Below are 19412 nucleotides of genomic sequence, written 5' to 3' on the forward strand. Positions count from 1 at the left end.
TTGCAAAAATATGCATTTGGACCTCTAATACAATATTTATAGAATCCATATATTCTGGAGGTCTCATTATATATTGTTTATCTATTGTTAGAAAATCTTCTATTCCATCACCATTAAAGTCTCCTTGGATCACATCTGTCGGACGATGTTCAAATGCATATTTTTGCAAACATTTCTCACCTTGATGCTTTCCCCAGCCTATTATAATAGGATTATATGCTACATTATTCTTTCCAAACTCTTGTATGTTATTAAGTTTTGGATATATATCTTTTTCATCTTTGATATACTTCATTTTATAGATACGTACCTGTTCACTTCCTGCAAAAACAAAAATTTCTTTCAATATCTTATCACGTTTAACCCTGAAACCATTCAGAAAACCAGTTGGAACATCTTTCACACGATTATATAAGAAATCAATTCGATTGGTTTGTGTGTAATTGCATGAATCATTTAATGTATATTCAATTGACTTCAACCATATATCTGCATTTTCAATATCTTGTTGATAATTATACAATATATAATTTCCATAAGGATCTTCTTGACAAGCTAAATACCAGGAAATAATAGTAGTTTGGTCAGCATTAGATAATTGGTATGCTCTGGTACCTTTGTAATCACCATAATAATATTTCATTCCATCTTGAGTGGTCAATACAAAGTAACGTTTATAGTCATCTCTGGTTATTAAGGAATAATCATTATTTTCTTTATAATAGACTGTTTTTCCATCCACCCATTTTGCTATTAGAGGTATACCATCCAAATAATATTTATTCCAAGAATATAATTCATTAAATCTAGACTCTTCATTACTACGAGTTATCGAAGATAAACATGACAAATTTATTCCTGTACCTAAAACTCCATCTCCACTATAACTATTGTATACAATTTCCAAATTAGGTCCTATTCCACCATTGCCAACAGGCAATGAGAGAGGAATTGAAAAATTAGAAGCACCATTTGCTGCTATATCAAAAAAATAAGGAGTAGATCCTACTGCTAAAAGTGTATCAAGAGTATGATTATTTACATCAACAGCTACATCATATTCCAAATATGGAATATCAACAGAAGCAGTAATCATTATTCGATGATCTTTACTCTCAATATTATTTGTCCGTGAAATTCGATTTCCATTATTATCATAGTCATAAAACAATCGATTATTCTGTGATAAAACCGAATTGTTTCCTAATAATAGACTTACTAATGCAATTTTCCAGAATCCCATAATATGTCATAATTATTACATGTGATTTTATAGTATTAAAGCAAAATGGGGATGCTCTCACTAACACCTTATCGAGAAGCACCCCCTTTAACTTAAGAGAAAATTTATTTCACAAGAGATTTAGTCTTACTAATATAAGTTTTCTACTTCCGGCTTGTTGTAAATGAGCGAGCCAAAAGTTCCCGCAGGGCGTTTCAAAGGTACAGATGGTACTCTGATGATTTCATCTTTTGAAGAACGTGTCAAACCAGCTCTTCCACTACGTTTCACAGGTTCTCCTGTAGTCGGATCCACCCCTTGAACATCGCATAGTGCCCAATATAATGGATAATTGAAATCAAAATTGTCCCAATCTCCGAAAGCATAAGGGAATACATTATCAATATCATCTTCATAGCTTGAGTTTTGATTATTCAACATGACATCCGGGTCAATACCGTCAGCATAATCTCCCCAGTCTTTTGCATTGAAAGAACGGAAAGTAATTGGAGCAAATTCATAATATTTATTTCCATATTTATATTCTTGCACTTCCATTCCTACGTTCTTTCCTTCCGTGCGGCTACCAAATAATTTCACAGGAAAATCTATGCCTCTTAATCCACTAATTATCAATTCACTGGCGGAAGCCGTTTCTTCCGAACAGATGATTCTTACAGATTTAAGATTTAGATCATCACCATCTCCAAAACGGATATATTCATCTGCACCGGAATTACGTTGCATTCTCATAAATACATCCGAACGATGTGATGTACCAGCGATAGAAGCGGCTAAATAACGAGCTAATTCAACAGAACCTCCATTGTTAAAACGTAAATCCAAAATCAAATCTGTGATGCCCTCTGTCTTGAACTGTTGAATTACATATTTCAAATCTTCCTCAAAATTCAAATCAAAACCTAGATAAACTAAATAACCGATATTGAATTTATTCTCTTTTTTGTCTTTGATAAACATTGAATTCAAGATAGGACTATTATTGTAACTACCAGTGGTTAATGTAGTAGTTCCATCCACCAAATCATAGCCGCCCCGGTTTTCATCAAAGATTTTACGCCTGTAGCCGATCTTAAAAGTTTCACCTCCACCTGCATAAAACAAAGTGCTCATATATTGCTGGTAATTACTCTTATTCAAAGTCGTACCATTCACAGCAACAATTACATCCCCCCGTCTCAATCCGGCTTTTTCAGCAGGAGATTCTAGATATACATATCCAATGGCTAATCCAATAGTTGTTTTATCCGGCATGTAAGAAGAGAAAAACGTTCCAAGTCCCGATCCTACAACACTTGTTGCACGAGTATTTGCACGAGTTCTACTGGAACCAGTTTCCATAATATAAGAATAGATATAACGCTTGCCTGCATTGACTGAAAATGCACGATAAGTTCCGCCATCCTCAATATTAGTTTTCATTGGTAAAAGATAAGTTGACAGAAAATTATCATAAGAAACCGATGCATAATCTACATCTAGTGTATTATATTCTTCTTTAAAGAGATAATGTTCCTTCAAATATTTATCCATATACTCATTAAGAGCTAGATCTTCTGCTGCTCCGGATCCTCCTCCTTGTGTGATAGTACATACTGTAACAGGAGTTTTATATCCCTCCACTTGCACAACCACAGTCAATACTCGCTCTTTTCCGGATTCGTTTTTATTAATTTTCACCTTTAATCCCCCTTTACCGGCAGCAGAGTTACCACTGGTATTAGTTATAGCAGCCCAATCTGCTCCTGTAGAATATTGCAAAGAAGGAGTCCATTTTCCAGAAGCCGTAAACGAAATCTCAACAGTCTCTCCATAAATAGAAGCCGTCTTTTCCGTTTCAGTACCAATCGCAGTGATTCCATTATCAGTATCACCGACATCTCCCCCGTCGTCGCTATCCGAACAATTACTGAAAGCAATCAGACACAAGGCAAGCAATACTATACTATAAAAGCTATTAAATAAGTTTTTCATCTATCATTATTATTAAATTAGAAAAATTAAAAAGATTATTGTGCCGGAGCTTCTACTACGGTTTTAGAAACCTCATAAAAACGTCCTTCTTCGTCCATCCAGGTTACATTGATATTAGTAGGTAATGTTCCATAAACACTTCCTGAATAAGTAGTTGTTTGTTTTACTCCGTTTTTCATTACATACCTGATTTGTTCATCATACATACCAGTCAGATAATCTGCCGGTCCGGCAAATACATAAAATACTTTGCAGGCAGCCTTAGGTTTCACAGTGTAAGAAACGGTATAGAACTTATCCTTTTCTATCTTGTCAATCGTCACTTCCGGCACACTGGCATTCCATAAATCCGGGTCTCTGTCTTTTCGCACGTAAGTAGGCTTCGCACTGGTGTATTCCTTCTTTGTTATGGTTGAAGAAGGGTTACCATCAGTATCAACTGCTATCATGAACAATACATATTCCGAATTAAATGCTATGTCCTCGATCACCAGTTGATGATTTTTCAGTTCAGCAGCAACAATTTCACTAACATTATCATTCATAATTAATGCTTGTTTTACCATTTCTTCATTTCCCCAATACGGATAGCTTTTGAAATCACTCAATTTCATGTGAACATAACGGAACTTTTCCGGATTTCCAGTCGGGGTCAACGTTAAAGTCGTAGACACAGTTCCTGCCTCTATTGACACATCTACCGAAATTGATGAATTATAAGATATTTCTTTGGAATCAGCCTGTACTTTGACTAATGACCCGAGCTGCCCTTTCTCATTTAATGCTACTGCAATAAAAAAGCCTTTTGTTCCCGGTTCTAAAGAGGCTCTTTCAAAGTTTTCTACCTCTTTGGAAGAATCTCCATTTTTAATAAGATAGGAAATAACTTCCTTGTCGGTACCATAATTTGCCAGAGTTTGCTCCTTCATATAAGAATAATAGAACTTATAACAGTCAGTTCCGGGAGTAATAGTCGCACTTACACTTGAAACCGTAGTAACAACACTATTAATATTTATCGTCGCTGTCCCATCATACGTCAACGCAGGCACAGGAATCTCCACAGCTACCAGTTCTTCTGTTTTATACCCTTTTTCTTCTTTATAAGGAATAGCCCAAAGTACATACGTTGTTCCAGGTATTACCTTTGGAAGAAAATCTAACACCTTACCTTCCAACGGTCCGTTATAATCCGAATATTGTTTGGTTCCTCCCCCATAAGCCAGATCTTCAATCACTCTTTCAGGTGAATAATTCGGCTTATCTAAAATCCCTGTATAATAAACGTCGCAACCCTTTCTGATTGCAAAAACCGTTGCACCTTCAAACGTTATATCCGAAACCTTCAGTTCTACTGTTGCAGCAGTCTTAATCACGCTGGCAATCACGTCATCAGGCAAATATTCACTACCAGCTTCAGATGGAGGTACTGCCCAAATCATATATGTCTTTCCGGCTTCAGGATCCTTACCTATCAGTTCTGCCAATGGAACTTTATCAAGAGCTGCTGTCTTCATGTACATACGGGCAGCATATCCGTTCACTAATTCAGCTACGGCCTCTGCACTATATTCATTAATTTCCAGCACTCCCAAATAATACATTTCTACACCATTCGTCAAAGTAGTAGAAATCGTTTGACCTTCAACAGATATAGTAACAGGAGCCTCACCTATTATCACCGGAATCTCCGAGATTATGCTTTGCCCATTAGACGCAACAGCCATTATTGCCACTTTGCCCCCCGTTTCTGCATACTGATTCTCTGCAACAGGAGCAATAATAGTCAATCCCTTTCCTGTCAATGAAGCTTTCCAACCGTCAGGCTTTGTTACGGTATACTTAGAAATACCACTCATTTCAACCGAAATCAGTTTCTCCTCACCGTTTGCAAAATATTGTTTTCCCGATAATATTTCACATTTCAATTCCTTAGATTTCGACAACTTTAATATTGTGCCATCTTTCAGAGTGAAATATGCATAATCATCATCCTGACTTACTCCACTGAAAAGAGAGGTATCCCCCGTCCCTTCGCCGGATGCATACACACCCGTAGGTTCCCAAGTCTTTCCACCGTCTGTCGAAATCTCCCACTCTTTTGTATTCGTATTAATGCGAATTTTAGGAGCAGCAGCCGTCACGGGCATCATATTCCCTTCTCCATCTTTCAGGAATGTCTTCTTGCCGTCTGTACTGGTTATTCCCCAATAATAAACGCCATCTTCTTCGTTTTTTATCACAGTTATTTGCGGAGCATCTTCTCCGTTTTCACCATTACGAATAGTTACTTCCGTCTTATCTGAAAACTTAATTGTATAACTTCCGTCTTCATTCTCCAACACAGAAGCAATTGATTTATTTTGAGATAAAGCATCAGTCAGCGTCTTCAATGTGGAAATATCAGTTTGTACACTTTGCAAAGAAGCTTCTAACTTATCCATGCGATCTTCCAAACCGGAAATCGAATTCTTCAAATCATCGTCATTATAACATGACGAAAATGTCATAACACATACAGCCAGGAAACACATACATTTTCCTATGCCACCTAAAAATTGATTTCTTCTCATACCCATAAAAAGTTTAATGATTAGAGAAAAACCGCACGATAGATTTACACACTATCGTGCGGTAAATTAGTTTTGCCGATGTTTATTTGGAGTGAGGATGTTTACCTAATTTCTTCAAATCAAGATAAATAACACTTTCACTTCTCATGACTCCCGGAGTATTCACTTTCACTTGTTCATTAACAATCAATTTTGCAGGAACCCGGTTATCTTTCTTCACTACTTGAGGTTTCGCTATTCCCTTTATTCCTTTTTTCAATTTCGGAGCATCGGGGAATAATACGGAAGGATCAGTAATAATACCTTTTTCTTTATCATAGAATACTGTATAAAGGTCGCCAATTACTTCATTTCCATCAGCATCGGCACCAATAGGCACACATAAAGCAACCAGTCGTTTGGCTTCACTTGTCTTATCATACGATTGAGTAGTTGAGTTGACACCTGATAAACCATAATCCAGACAACGCTCTTTCCATACATCCATACATTCCTGATAAGTATAATCACCACTTGCGGAATAGTTATCTTCTGTAATGGTATAATATAGTTTGGCAACATCCTTCACAATAGAATACTGAACTGTAAAGTTGCCCAAATCACTCATGTAGGCATTCAGTTGCATCGTTGGATTCGGACCTGCTATAATAGCTTCAGTCGTCGCTTTCACAATCTTCACATCTGTCAATACGCCATCCCAGTCTTCTGCCATATAAGCGAATGTATATTCCGTTCCTGGATCCAAACCGGTCCATTTAAAATTTTCTACTCCTCCATTCGCATTCGCAGCCCATATATTTGAATTTTCTGACATCAGATATTTAATCAGTTCAGCCTTATTACCTTCTTCAAGTAAATCCGGTGTCATAATGTATTGGTGATAATATACTGCCGCTTCCTGATTATAAGTATAGGTTAATTTCAGGCTTGTCCGTCCCGGATCGGAAATGGTAATATCTATCGTAGCTTTAGATGCTCCCGGATTATCCATTACTCGTGCTTTGGTAGAAAAAGTTTCCGTCTTCACTTCTGATAATTGTCCATATCCATTACGCCCCACATAAGCAACAACATGAGAACCATTCGGATCAAGAGCATGTTGGTAATCTGTAGTTGCATACGAGCCTTCCTGACTGAAATTTATATTCTTAATCCCCCATCCTTCTTGATCTAAAGCTTGTGCAAGTGCCGTCATTGTTGCTTCATCGGCATTTTCATAAGGTGCCCAGTCAGCAGCACTGAATATACGATAAAACATGGCATAACAAGTTTTCTCCATTTTTACATCCATGTTAACAATAGAGGCCCCCGTCTTTGTGATCTTCAGATCGCATTTCGCTTCTTTGGCACCATCAGGAATTTCTTTCAATTGGAAATCCTGTCGTACATAATCTCCTTTATTCTTATTCTCATCCAGTCCGATAGTAGTAGCTGTAAATTTTCTTTCCGAATCGGCATTATACCCAAAATCAACTATATATAATAATTCTTCTTCAGGTACCTGTGCATCTTCTGATGTCTGTGTCCAGTGTCTCATAAAATCGATATACATATTCTGTCCATAAGCTTCAATAAACGCATCGATAGGTTCGGAATCCGCACAGAACTGATAGAAATACTTGCAATCCTCATTGGGGACATATTGAATGGCAGCTGCCTGATAACTTGCTTTAACATCAATTTCAACACGAGGATGGCCTGCTACATCTCCTGAAGGAGTTTTCAAATAACAGATTTTCATATCAGCCGGATTTTGTCCGCCTTCATCATTACACCCTACCGTTATAATCAAATATTCTGCTCCCGGCACAATCTCCGATTGAGCATATTTGGAATTTGTCCAGTCAAACTCTGTATTCGGGTAACTATCTCCTAATGTTTTCCTGTTGAAAGTATAAGCACCGGCACCCTCCGAATTATAGAGAGCTTTCAGAATCAAATCTTCGATTTCTTCTTCACTTGCACCTGAACCGCCACTTTCAAATAAGTAGTTATACATACGACATAAAGGATAAACATCCAAACGATAAGATTGCACCTTATCTCCCGGGGTACATTCAAACACAAAGTTGTTGGTAGTTTTGCTAGTCACTTTGATGCCTACCCCACGTTCACCACCATCCACTTCGTTTTCTACCCATCTGATTGGAGTTGGTACAGGAGGAAGTGGTACATCCGGGGTCACCGGCACGTCAGGTTCCACAGCAGGTTCATCCTTATCCGAACACGATAGCACCATAGGGCTTATAACTAACACCAGCCCTAATAAAAATAATAAGCTAATTAATTTCTTCTTCATAATTCTAAGTGATAAATGTGATTAATCATTTACATATTCATAATCGGCATTGCCGTTTATTGCTTCGCAAACAGCCAAATTGTTTACATAGCCGTTTTCATCCATTACTAATGCATAAAAAGAAAGATTCTCTGCTTTCCATGTATCGTCTAATGCCACAGTATACTCCTTAACTTCTTCCTTATCTTCTGCAATTTGTCCCAGTTTGTCACCTTCTACAGAAGCAGAAAGTAATTTGCGGACTACATGATTATGTGTATAGTCCCGATAGTTGCCTCCGTCATTTTGCTGATACTTCAATCCATTTTCAACAACATACAATACCAGGCGGTAATCAGCCGTTTTCTCCGAAGTCACTTTCACAGTAACTTTAGCTTCGGAATCAACCTCATTATAAACAGAGCTGATAGCTACTCCGCAATGAGCGGGGTATTTTTCCAAAGACTCATTAAATATAGCCCGCATGACACTATAGTTTTCAGATAGCCCCATTGTCCCACGCATATCAACCACGCATGAAGGATAACCGGAGATAGCAAACTTTCTGGAAAGAATCGATGACTGTTCAATTGTCATTGGATCGGCACTTGTCCCATCAACATGAAATGACATCAGATAAACAATTCCCTCGTAACTCGAACTTATCAGATAATTCAGGCGGGTCATTCCTGCCGGACACATGGCACACCATGTTCCGGTGAACTCCATTGCGCAGATGCGTCTCACAAAATTGGATACTGTACCTGATGTACTTTTTGCAACTACTGTTATCAATTTGGATACATATTTGCCATAAGATGCTTCAAAAGCGTAGGTTCCGGCTTTAGAAGTAGAAAAGGTATTTCCATCCAAAGTTTGTCCGTCCATCACGGAACGGATGATTGCATCAGCAGTTACATCTATTCCCGCATGCATTACCGTAAAGGTTATAATATCCTTTCCGTCCGCAGTCAACGTATTTTTATCGACGCTCAAAATCACTTCCGTCTGCTCCGAATCATCGGAATTGCCTGAACAGGAAATCCAGCATATTCCCACACAGCACATACAGACCAGCAATATTATTTTATAGACATTTATACACATAACTCTTCTTTATTCGTTATACAAGTAATCTGCTGATTCTCCAAGTTTACACTCATTTACATTGTTACACGTATAAGTCTTTCCTCCATCCAAAGTTGTCAGCATCGACACTATCACACGCATATTATCCACATTCCATCCTGGTTCCAATTGATAAGATCGTTTCATGGTAGATTCCACTCCCGCATTTACTTCCCCATTAAAACGGTCGCCGTTCAACGATGTGGACACCACTGCACGTACCACATTATTATGCGTATAATCATTCGCGCCATTCGTTTGAAAGTATTTGATTCCATCCTCTACCAGATAAATCAAACAACGATAAGTGTTTGTTACGTTGGAAGTTAATTTGCCAGTAATCTTCACTGTACGGTCATAAGCATTATACACAGACTCAACAGCTACCCCACAAGAAGCCGGATAGTTACTTAATTCTTTCTGAAGCTCTTCTTCAATCTGGCTCTTGATACTGATCATTTCTTTAGTACCCTTACGCAGATTGTAAAAGAAACGAGGCAGTCCCGAGAAATTACCGAGAATATTAGTCCGGTAATTATTGGTAGCTGCTGTACTCATGGGATCCGTCATTCCTCCGAAATCCATGTGGAAAGAAGCGATAGCCAATCGCCCCGGTTGTTCAGTCTGAATTGCTTTCAATGTAGTGCTAAGCGCCGGACAGGCCTGGCACCCGATAGAAGTAAACTGCATCCCCAGTAATTTATGATAATAGCTGGTTCCTCCTGATACGGGAGCAACCTGAACGGTCACTTCATTTTCACTGACCATTGCTTTTCCTTCATAATAGCGGGCTTTAAAGACATACGTACCCGGCACTGAAGTGCTGAAAGCACGAACACCATAATCCAGGTTTTCCTCTCCCGATTCCTTTACCAAAATCAGGTTCATTGTGCTTTCTTCACTTACATCTTTTGTACCCAGTTTGACCGTGAAGGTCACTTTTTCTACTCCATCTGCCTGTATAGCCGTCTTATCAGCTGTAATACGCAAAATGCCGTCATCCGTCCCTCCATTCTCCGTTTCGTCCGAATTGCCGGAACAGGATGACAGCATTGCTAAACAAAGGATCATTACAATTGGTAGAATTGTCGAGTATATTTTTTTCATAAGCCTCAATCATTATAGAGATAGTCTATGCTACCATTGATAGAACATTCGGTTATATTATCCACCATATACGCGTCATCCACTTTACGCAATGCATAAACCACTACACGCGATGTGGCAGGATTCAGGTTCTTTGCATTAGAAATGCTGAAAGTTGCGGCAGTGTGCTCCTCGTTTGCACTCACAGTAAACCGTCCGTCGGTTGACATCGACAGGTAATTGTTGGAAATAGCTCTTACTGTATAATCGTACGAGGTCTCATTTCCTCCGGATGCTGTTAAGCCATCAGTCACCAAGACATAAACAAGGTCATATTCTCCTCCCAAGCTCGACTTCAGTGCGGCATCCACCGTAATCTCACCCATAGAAGAATTATAAGATGTATTTACCTTAATTCCACAGGTTGCCGGATATTGTCGGATTTGACTTTGTAAAGTCTGTTTGATAGCACTCACGTTCCTGTCTATCGACATGACTTTCAAATCATAGATACAGGTAGGAAAACCGGACGCTCCAAAACGGCCCATGATTGTGCTTGTCTGTGACAAATGGAACGGGTCAGTGGCGGAACTGCTGGAAGAATGAAAAGCCATTTTTACCATACGTCCCGGCATCAGTTCTTCCACTTTCTTTAATGCCGAAGTCATGGCCGGACAATAAGTACACCAAGTTCCCGTCATTTTGAAGACACCTACTTTACGATAGAAAAGTTCATAATTCTTACGATTCTGTGCGGTTACGGAAACTTCATCCGACTCCCAGTCCAGGTAATATGCCTTAAACTTATGTGTCCCGTTCTCTACTGCCGAGAACGTATTGGTCCGTCTCTCCAAATAATCACCGGTAGTTACATCTTCAAAATATACATTCTTCATATATTCGGAAGTCGTCAGTACTTTTCCATTGGCATCAGTCACCGTAAAAGTCGCCACATCTGTTCCATTGGCTTCAATCTTGGCTTTATCCACAGTCAAAGTAATAGGTCCTGTCACTTCGCCGTTATCCGGCTCTTCACCATTGTCGTCAGAATTACCGCTGCACGCTGTAAAACATCCGCACAAGCATATCAGACTTGACATAAAAAACATTGTAAATTTTCTCATATTCTATATTCTAATTAATAAATGTTTCGATGAACTCAAAATGAAGTAGTTATAGTCAGGTTAGCACCTGTATATTTAGGAATCGTCCGGCAAACTCCACCAGAGCAGACGTACCCTTCCTTGTTACGACCATAACTCAAGGCTATACGCGTACGTGACTTGGCATAACTGGCTCCCACATTGTAATAATGGATTTTATCCTTGCCGTGATTATACATATCACTTCCGTAAATGCTCCATGCCGGAGCAAAATTTATCTCCAACAGAGCTGCCATCCAGTCCTTCTGATCTTCTTTTGTAGTTAGGTATTGCAACTCCATGCGAGTTGAAAAAGAAGGCGTGAACTTATATTGTAAATCTGCTACAAAAATATTCGACAGATTAGTCGTTTTATTCGCTCCGTACGAAGGGCTATATTCTTGCATAGAATAAAGCAAGTTCATTTTGAATGACTTTGTCCATTGCTTTTCCACATCAACACTAAAGTCACGAAATGCCAAGTTACCTATCTGGGCTGTTCCTTCTTTTTCTAAAGCATAATAGGTAGAAAAGTTAGCATGTAATTTCAAACCGCGTTTACCTCCAATGACCGTTCCTCTTTTGAAATGATAAAAGACATCCAATTGTCCGCCCATCTCACCGCTAACTGCATTTGTCACATCTCCTATTTGTGGAGTATGAGGATGCAAGTTGGTCAACATATAGGTATATTGCGTACTCATAGCCGGGACATAATTCAACAGATTCGAAGTCGAACCATTACCGGCAATAATCTCACTATTCATCCATTCCAAACGGCGCCCGGTCAGATTTACCCCCAACCCATTGCCGCTATATCCCAGCTCCAGCAATTGCGCATTGGCACGTTTCCTCGCATAAAGTTTGTCATCATGGATGAAATTATAATATTTATTGCCACCGTCCACATATTCACCTTTCGCTGTAAATCCGGAGCGTTCAAAATTTACCCGTCCCGAGAAGCCATTCGAATAAGGTTTTCCCCCTTCTTCTTCGAGGTCGATATTGATTTTCTCATACCGGTTCAATGCCCCTCCTTCGATACTCAAGGATGTATTTTGCCAACTAAGCATTTCAGATAAGGAGAAGCTTACATCTACGCCACGTACTTGTGTGTCGGAAAAGTCCATTCCAAAACGTGGAGTTCCCCAAATGGCCTTCAACCTTACAATATTCTTGTAATTGTAGGTAAAACGTGCTCCCATCACCGCATTATTCAAACCAAGCATACGGTCCTCCCAACTACGGAATAGCAGTCCACTCCCAAACTGCTCATAAAATGTACCCGCTGTTACGGAAAAATCCTTGTCGGCCCAAGATACGTAATAGTTGGTTAGTTTTGCTTTCTCCAATTCTGTCGGGTATCCCACCAGTACCGGTTCATAGGCTTCCAACTGTACACCTACGGCAAACTTACCTTGATAGTAATCCAGTTTCAGATAATTGTTCGAACCGAAATGATCTTCCGGAGATTCTGCTTTTGTCTTACTATCATCCTTGTAGTAAATCGTATTCGTTTCAAAGCTCCCTGTCAGATAACCTTTTTTGTTATCTTGCTGCGCATAGGTTAGAGTAGACGATAACGCTACTAAAGCCAACACCTGAATTCTTATTCTAGTCATGTCATTGCGTTTATCTATGAATAATAACAGTTTCTATTTCTGTAGTTTTTTTATCGCTTTCAGTAGTTCCAGCTCACTTCCCGGCGCGTACCCGGTGTGTGAATAGACAATCTTCCCATCGGCATCCACTACATATACCTGTGGAGTCAGGCTTACATTCATAGCTCGCATGAATTCCTGATTTTTATCGTACAACATGATAAAATCATCCCATCCATGTCCCTCTGCCAATGCACGCGCTTTAGCAGTAGAACGGCTGTCATCTGTCGAAACAGCTACTACACGGAAATTGGCTTCTTCCAACCAATCGGGCAATTGTTCATTTATAGCGTCCAATTCACGAATACATGGTTTACAGGTTGTTGCCCAAAAAGAAATAATCATAGGTGTTTTGTGATTAACCAGGGAGGAGGTATTTACCTGTGCTCCTTTCGTATTTTCAACCTTGACTGATGGTATTTGTGCCATGGTACAAGTTAGAAAAGCGAACAACAGCGTAATGCAGACAATTAATGCTCTCATAAGTTCTTTTATTTGTTATGTTAATAATCTTGTTTTATCTGATGTGTTCCATCTTACAGCCAAATAGCCTGAATTTCTGTATTTGTATCAAGCCGTCCTTATACATATCGCCTATCAAATTGGCATTCTCGAAAGTGACAGTTTTAGTTTCAACATCATATTCTCCGCGATATACGTCAGAAGTACTTCCGTCCAAAGCCAGTCTCCTGAAACGAATAGTATACGGGCCATAAGAAGCGACATCTTCACCCGGCACAATGGACAGGTAGGTTTTCTGCGCCTCCGAATCATATTCATAATACAACCGCCAACTAAATTCCCATTCAATATCATTATCCGGATCAAATCCATTCTTATTCGAACAGACCAGATAGTGTTCGTATGCCTCCGTGCCTTCTTCCGCTGTATTTATTCTAACGGAGAATCCCACTGGCACATTGGAAACATTGGTGGCAGAAGCCGTTCCGGTAAATATCCAAGTTCCTGAAAGCGTTTCATAAAAGCTTGAATCATTGTCTTTGATAGTCACTGTCAGTCGCTTGTTCTCACCAATAGACGCCCCTTTCACATCAGCAATTTCAACATCAAAAGAACGGTCGTCATTAACAAGCTTGTCATCAACGGTCTTAAACTCAAAATTCATTGTTTCCTGCCCGGCAGGAATAAGTAACGTTTTGGTTGTGACAATATAGTTTTCATCCTCTTTGGCATTATGATCTTTTAATTCGAACGTCACACGGATAGTTCCGGTATGTTCGCCCGTCACAACAACAGGCACAGTACACAAACCGGCAGATTCTTTCACCGTCATTGCAGTTTCCTGCAAGTTTACCGTAGCCGCTCCGGAATTAAACTGTTCCTCATCGTCCGAACAGGCGGCGATCAGAACGGCACATAGAAGAAGGGTGTATATTTTCAGATAGTTCATTTTACTCAAGTGTTTGATAATTTACGTTATTCATTGATTAATATCCCGGATTTTGCTGACCTGCCAATTGAGGGTTGGCATCCATTTCTGTTTTAGGAATAGGCCAAAGCATCCGCTGGTCATCCATAAGTTTATCCAGTCCGTCAGTACTTGCTTGTCCCGGGAAAAGCACCAGTCCTTTGCTTTGCGGTTTTCCACGCTTCACACCTTTCCCCCAACGCTTCAGGTCCATCAACCGGTATCCCTCACCTACAAGCTCACGTTCCCGTTCGTTCATGATTTCATTTAATAAAGCTTCCTGATCGTAGGTTGCATCAGTCCATCCCTCGATTCGCGCTTTTTTTAATGCATTCAAAGCGTCATTACCCTTTTTCACTGCAGCTGCCGTTCCAATCTTTGCATTAGCTTCAGTGGCAATCAGATACATTTCAGCAATTCGGAATGGTTTCGGCTGATTCAAATAGCGTGTTTCGCTTCCTAATGCATTGTAATATTCATTGCCCGGATATTTATTAAAGAAATAGATGTCTGCCGCATTACCTGACGATACGGTTAAGTGATATTTTCCGAAATAAGTCTTTAGCCGGATATCTTTTTCATTGTATAAGTCAATCAGTGTTTGTGTAGGAATATAATCCTTCTTTGTAGTCGGATAACCAATGAAAATAGTCCCCAGAGGTACACCGGCATCGTCGGCACTAGTCATGGCAATCTGCCAGATGGTTTCCGTTCCCTTGTCATTCTTCCATACGCTTTCAAAATCTGTTGCTGTGTTCGATAATGGATATCTGTTCGAATTAACCAGGTCACCTGCATATTTGGCTGCATTTTCATAGTCGTCCATTTGCAGGGCAACACGCGCTTTCAAGGCAGTCACTACATCTACCGTGATATAATTCCCACAATTCTTGGGAGCCGTGTTGACTGTCACGTATGCACCATTAATATACCTGTCATAATCAGCAATGCCATTTTTTGCAGTCTCTATACGTTCTTCGGCTTCTTCGAGGTCCTCCAATATCTGTTTGTAAGTATCTTCCAATGAAGATCGTCCCGGATATTGGGTAGCAGAAAGTTTAGGCTCATATTTTACCTGAAGCGGCAGTCCCGGAGTACTTGCTGCGGTAGCTACATCGTAATCGCGGCAAAATAAAGTAGCTAGATAAAAGTAGCAGTATGCTCTTGTAAAATACGCTTCCCCCTCATACACATTAATCTGTTGTCTCTGGGTTTCAGTCAATTCGATTTCCGGATTCTCATCGATCTTACCTACCCCGTCAATAAAGAAGTTGACACGTCCGATAGCGGCATAGTAGTTCGACCAGATTGTTTCTACGGTAGAGTTGGTGCTCTCGAAAGTCCAACGGTGCAACTCACCATATTTATTAGAGAAATCCGCCACTGCATTAAAGGCATCTGCCTGAACTTCCGGAGCTAATACATAGCTTCCTCCTGTCAGTCCTAAATATACGGAATAGATACCGGCACGTGCTTCTTCAAAACCGACTATGGTCGTTAACGCTTCTTCTGTAGGAACAGCATCGTATGGCATTTTATCCATATCACAAGAAGTCACCCCAAGTGTCAGTATAGTCAATGCTATTATAGATATTTTCTTCATATTCACCATTCTTTATGTTTTTAGAAAGTTAGTTCGACTCCGAAAGAATATTGTTTCGTATTGGGATAGTTACCCAATTGGATATTACTGTCTACTTCCGGGTCATATCCTTTATATTTAGTCACTGTGAGTAAATTACGTCCTACAAAGTAGATTCTGGCGTTACTGATTACTCCTGTTTTCTGAATCAGTTTGGCCGGAAGGGTGTACCCGACAGTCAGGTTTTTCATACGCATAAATGAAGCATTTTCCAGTAAATGCGTATCAAACTGCATCGGGGAGTCGGGAGTGGCAATTCTGGTTATATCTCCCGGCTTCTGCCACATGGTAAGCATTTCTACAGTTTGATTGTCCGAACCTGCAAAAGTGGGATTCTCTGTAAAAAAGCGCTCATTATTCAACATATACTGGCCTAGCATAAAAGAGAAGTCGGCACTAACAGAAATCCCTTTCCATCCGAACTGGGTGCCAAAGCCACCGGACCATGGTGCATAGCGTTGTTTGCCGACAAAAACTGCATCTTCTTCGGAGTAACTCTTCGTCAGATTTCCATTTTTGTCGTACCACATATTATATCCGTCACGCGGATCGACTCCTGCCCATTTCACATAGTAATATTCTCCCCAAGGTTTGCCGACCTTCATTTTTAAACCAGTATCGGGCAAGGTATATTCATCCAATCCGTTAAACAGTTTAGTTATTTCATTCTTATTATAATTCAGGTTTCCGGAGACACTCCATGAGAAATCTCTCGTTTTCAGAATATCCACTCCCAGAGTAATATCGAAACCTCGATTACGCATACTTGCTACATTTTCCACACTGCTTCCGTGTCCGGTAGTGTATGACAATGGATAACCCATCAACATATCGTCCGTCTGACGGTTATAAAATTCCAGTTCTATAGAAAAGCGGTCAAACACTCTTGTACTGATGCCTACATTCAGTGTTTTCATGCTTTCCCATGTCAGGTTATCATTTCCGACGGTAGAAGGAGCAATACCCGGTTGTCCGTTATACAGCAAACCGGAACCAACCAATGCCAACGCATTATAGGCGCTGATACCGGAATTGCCAGTTGTTCCATAGCTCACTTTCAACTGTAAACTGTTCAACCATGAAACGTTCTGCAGGAAATTCTCTTTTCTCATATCCCACATAGCTCCCAAAGAATAAAAGTTTGCCCACTGGTTGTTTTTGGCAAACAGAGAAGAACCGTCCCGCCGTGCTGCCAAATCGACATAATAGCGATCAGCGAAACTATAACTGATTGTGCCGAAATAAGAATTGAAAACCTTGTCATACATCGAATGTATCGGCACTTCTGACTCTGCTCCAGCTGCCATCAGCATCATTCGTGAGTCTACCATTTTTTTAGAAGTTGCCGAGAAATTCTCATTCTTTGTGATAATGGACTCCTGACCGGCCAACACGGTAAAAAGATGCTTGTCTGACAGACTGAACTTATATTCCGCTGTATTGGTGAAAGTAAATGAATAATAACGTTCGAAAGACTCGGACGCCACCCCTGCCCCTTCAAAAGGGCCTTCCGGATAGGCTTTATGGGAGTTACGATAATCAAAGGCATCTACTGCCTGCGAGGTACGTATATTCAATCCTTTTATTGGGTTTATATTAAAGAAGGTATTGCCATTGATACGTACCGTACTCCGGTCATTCGGTTGAAGTTCTGCCAAGTAATACGGATTATAATATCCCATATCGTCAAAATAGTCCAATCGTTTTCCATAGCCTGTAAAGTTGCCTTCTTCGTCTGTCAATATCTCGTTTATTGTTTGGTCAGGACGATAAATACGGGCAGCATACGCTTTATTATAAACGCTATTAGCTTCCGTTCCGAAAGTTGTCGTGTTATATTTCTGATAGGAAAGGTTCACGTTAATCCCGGCTTTCAGCCAGTCGGTCACCTTTACTTCCACATTACTGCGCAAAGTCTCACGGCGCAATGAGGAATCATCCATAATCCCCTCTGTATCATAATGTCCAAATGAAATATAATAGTTGATACCTTCGGAACCACCGACCACATTTACATCATATTGTTGTGTAGGAGCTGCATCTCCGAAGAAGACATCCGCCCAATCTGTAGATATACCATTATCTATATAGAACTTTTTCCGTTTTTGAAATGTAGTATCGTATGCTTTTCCCGGGTCCAGCATTTCCTGCAGGTTAAGCCATTGTTCGGTATTCATCATCTCTATGTTATCCCCAGTCATTCTCGACCAGCCATATTGCGCATTGATACTAACACGGGCTTTCTGTCCCATTTTTCCTTTCTTGCTAGTCATTATTACTACCCCGTTAGCAGCACGGGAACCATATATAGCTGTTGAGGAAGCATCTTTCAATACGGTCATGCTTTCGATGTCGTTCGGATTTAATGCTGTAAATGCTCCGGATGATATAGGTGAACCGTCGAGAATAAAGAGAGGTTCTGTATTTGAATTGATCGAGCTGACTCCACGCAATCGCATTACAACACTTCCACTTGGTTCTCCACTGGGAGTAAATACTTGTAAACCGGCAACTTGTCCTTGTAATGCATCTCCGGCATTAGCAACCGGTCTATTAGCTATCTTGCTATTATTAACCGTTGTTACCGAACCGACTACTGACCCTAGTTTCTTTGCTGATCCGTAACCTACCACAACAACTTCATCCATCAGTTGTGTATCAGACTTTAAGATAACTCTAACAGTCGGTTGAACAGAAACCGACTCCGTTTTCATACCGATATAAGAGATTTGTAATATTTTTGCTGAATTTGGCACATTCAATAATGTGAAATGCCCGTCTATGTCTGTTATTGTACCTAAGTTAGTGCCTTTTACAACAATTGAAGCCCCTACAACAGGTTGTTTGTCATCATCGGAAATCACTGTCCCCGTGACTTTCTGCGTTTGAGCTGTTATCAGCCCGATACCTATAAAAAGGTATCCAAATAGCAGCGCTAATTTTTTCTTCATAAATCTCTTTTTAAATTATTAAATAGCCCTAAAACATTTAAACTCACTTTTTACACTTAGATAAGTTCTATCAGAACTTAATTATAATCCATTGTTTTTGTAGTGTTTTTACATCAAATATGTAATTCTGGAAAGAAATGTTGCTTGATTTTACTTTTTCAATCAATTTAGATGACTATTCCATAAAAAAAATATGTCTTTTCGTTGTTTTTTGCAAAAAGAATATATACTTTTGTTCCATTATATAATACCAAACCGGAACTGTTAATAAATACAATCCGAAAAAGAGATATAATTTGTATTTT

Annotated in this window: 12 protein-coding genes; all 12 read right to left on the bottom strand. The window is 39.7% G+C overall.

Features of this window, described 5'->3' with window-relative positions; all coding sequences use genetic code 11:
• A partial coding sequence (locus tag KFO40_RS23560; RefSeq protein WP_317194804.1) for a SpvB/TcaC N-terminal domain-containing protein occupies nucleotides 1-1243 on the bottom strand: 1243 nt, incomplete at its 3' end.
• Nucleotides 1244-1372: 129 nt separating this feature from the next.
• Nucleotides 1373-3217, bottom strand: a complete 1845-nt coding sequence (locus KFO40_RS23565; RefSeq protein WP_049702884.1) for a S41 family peptidase — start codon at nucleotides 3215-3217, stop codon at nucleotides 1373-1375.
• 35 nt (nucleotides 3218-3252) lie between these two features.
• The gene (locus KFO40_RS23570) at nucleotides 3253-5796 is read right to left on the bottom strand and encodes a PL29 family lyase N-terminal domain-containing protein (protein WP_373149857.1); all 2544 of its coding nucleotides are present in this window, start codon (nucleotides 5794-5796) and stop codon (nucleotides 3253-3255) included.
• A 76-nt stretch (nucleotides 5797-5872) separates the two neighbouring features.
• On the bottom strand, nucleotides 5873-8089 hold the full coding sequence (locus KFO40_RS23575) for a hypothetical protein (RefSeq protein ID WP_211146857.1): 2217 nt from the start codon (nucleotides 8087-8089) through the stop codon (nucleotides 5873-5875).
• A gap of 21 nt (nucleotides 8090-8110) precedes the next feature.
• Entirely contained in the window at nucleotides 8111-9175 is a 1065-nt protein-coding gene (locus tag KFO40_RS23580; RefSeq protein WP_149939236.1) for an Omp28-related outer membrane protein, read from the bottom strand.
• A gap of 9 nt (nucleotides 9176-9184) precedes the next feature.
• On the bottom strand, nucleotides 9185-10303 hold the full coding sequence (locus KFO40_RS23585; RefSeq protein WP_118220074.1) for an Omp28-related outer membrane protein: 1119 nt from the start codon (nucleotides 10301-10303) through the stop codon (nucleotides 9185-9187).
• Nucleotides 10304-10308: 5 nt separating this feature from the next.
• Entirely contained in the window at nucleotides 10309-11406 is a 1098-nt protein-coding gene (locus KFO40_RS23590; RefSeq protein ID WP_118220073.1) for an Omp28-related outer membrane protein, read from the bottom strand.
• Nucleotides 11407-11441: 35 nt separating this feature from the next.
• Nucleotides 11442-13046 (bottom strand): DUF6029 family protein, encoded by a 1605-nt coding sequence (locus KFO40_RS23595; protein WP_008640463.1) that lies wholly within the window; start codon nucleotides 13044-13046, stop codon nucleotides 11442-11444.
• A gap of 33 nt (nucleotides 13047-13079) precedes the next feature.
• Nucleotides 13080-13568 (bottom strand): peroxiredoxin family protein, encoded by a 489-nt coding sequence (locus KFO40_RS23600; RefSeq protein ID WP_055235047.1) that lies wholly within the window; start codon nucleotides 13566-13568, stop codon nucleotides 13080-13082.
• A gap of 34 nt (nucleotides 13569-13602) precedes the next feature.
• Nucleotides 13603-14496: a Calx-beta domain-containing protein gene (locus KFO40_RS23605; RefSeq protein ID WP_008775753.1), complete on the bottom strand. Its 894-nt coding sequence runs from the start codon at nucleotides 14494-14496 to the stop codon at nucleotides 13603-13605.
• Nucleotides 14497-14533: 37 nt separating this feature from the next.
• Nucleotides 14534-16117, bottom strand: a complete 1584-nt coding sequence (locus KFO40_RS23610) for a RagB/SusD family nutrient uptake outer membrane protein (protein ID WP_225450465.1) — start codon at nucleotides 16115-16117, stop codon at nucleotides 14534-14536.
• 20 nt (nucleotides 16118-16137) lie between these two features.
• Entirely contained in the window at nucleotides 16138-19107 is a 2970-nt protein-coding gene (locus KFO40_RS23615; protein WP_211146858.1) for a SusC/RagA family TonB-linked outer membrane protein, read from the bottom strand.
• Between the last annotated feature and the right edge of the window lie 305 nt (nucleotides 19108-19412).

Origin of the sequence: Bacteroides sp. 1001302B_160321_D4 (assembly GCF_015667765.1) — a bacterium.
GTDB lineage: Bacteria > Bacteroidota > Bacteroidia > Bacteroidales > Bacteroidaceae > Bacteroides > Bacteroides xylanisolvens.